The organism is Blastomonas sp. CCH1-A6, from assembly GCF_001556365.1.
Lineage (GTDB): Bacteria > Pseudomonadota > Alphaproteobacteria > Sphingomonadales > Sphingomonadaceae > Blastomonas > Blastomonas ursincola.
On the sequence record NZ_LSIS01000484.1, the window covers coordinates 1 to 1,184 of the forward strand.

General features: G+C 65.5%; 1 protein-coding gene. It reads right to left on the minus strand.

Annotated features, from left to right (window positions below; translation table 11 throughout):
- Positions 1–1,184, minus strand: a 1,184-nt coding sequence (locus AX735_RS21560; RefSeq protein ID WP_066284653.1) for a class I adenylate-forming enzyme family protein, incomplete at both ends; no start/stop codon positions are given.

Sequence of the window (1,184 nt, forward strand, 5' to 3'; positions counted from 1 at the left end):
CCGCCGCATCGGCCACGCCCGGCTGCTGCATCAGCACCTCTTCGAGATCCTTGGGATAGATGTTGAACCCGCCAGAGATGATCATGTCCTTGGCGCGGCCGACGATCTGGACGAACCCGTCCTCGTCCATGATGCCGATATCGCCCATCTTGAACCAGAGATTCCCGTCGGCATCGCGCCATTCCATCTCGCGCGTCTTGTCGGGCTGGTTCTTGTAACCGCTCATCATCGTCGGCGATCGGCCCACCATCTCGCCCTTGGAGCCGGGGGGAAGTTCGTTACCGTTCTCGTCGATGACCTTGATCTCGTGGCCCTTGACCGGCTGGCCCACGGTATGGAGCTTGTCGGGAAAATTGTGCGCCTGGAGCATGCAGACGACGCCGCCTTCGGTCATGCCGTAGATCTCGACCAGCCCGCCGGGGAAGCGGCGCAGCGCCTCGGCCTTCAGCTCGGCACTGAACGGGGCGCTGGTGCAGAACTTGATCTGCATCGAGGAGAGATCATGCGCATCGAAGGCGGGGTCCGAGAGCAGCCGCTGATATTGCACCGGCACCAGCATCGTGTGCGTCGCGCGCATCGCCTCGGCCGCCTTGAGCCACTGGCCGACATCGAACTTGCCCATCAGCCGGGCGAGCCCGCCATGCACCATCGTCGGCAGGAACACGGCCAGCGTCGTGTTCGAATAGAGCGGGGTGGAGAGGATCGCGCGCGCGTCCTCGCTGTAGATTGATTGGAAGCCCGCGACCGATTGCCGCCAGCGCATGGCATGCGAATGGACGATGCCCTTGGGCGTGCCGGTGGTGCCGCTCGAATAGATAATGTTGAACGGATCGCCCGGCTCGGGCGGCGCTATGTCGGGAGTGCTGCCCGCCGCAGCCATCCAGCTGTCCATGGCGGGCGCATCGCCGTCCGCCGCGTCGAGCATGATGTGGTGCGCACTGCCCAGATCGACGCCACTGGCGGTCAGCTCGGCACGCTTCTCGCGGTCGATGAACAGATGGATCGCCCCCGAATCCGCCAGCATGTTGGCGAGCTGGCGCGGCGTCGCACTGGTGGTGAGCGGCGCGGCGCAACCCCCTGCACGGATCGCACCCAAATAGGCGAGTGCATAGGCGACCGAGGTCGTGCCGAGGATCGCGACCGCCTGACCGCGCTGGAGTCCGTCGGCGAGCAGCTGCGCGGCG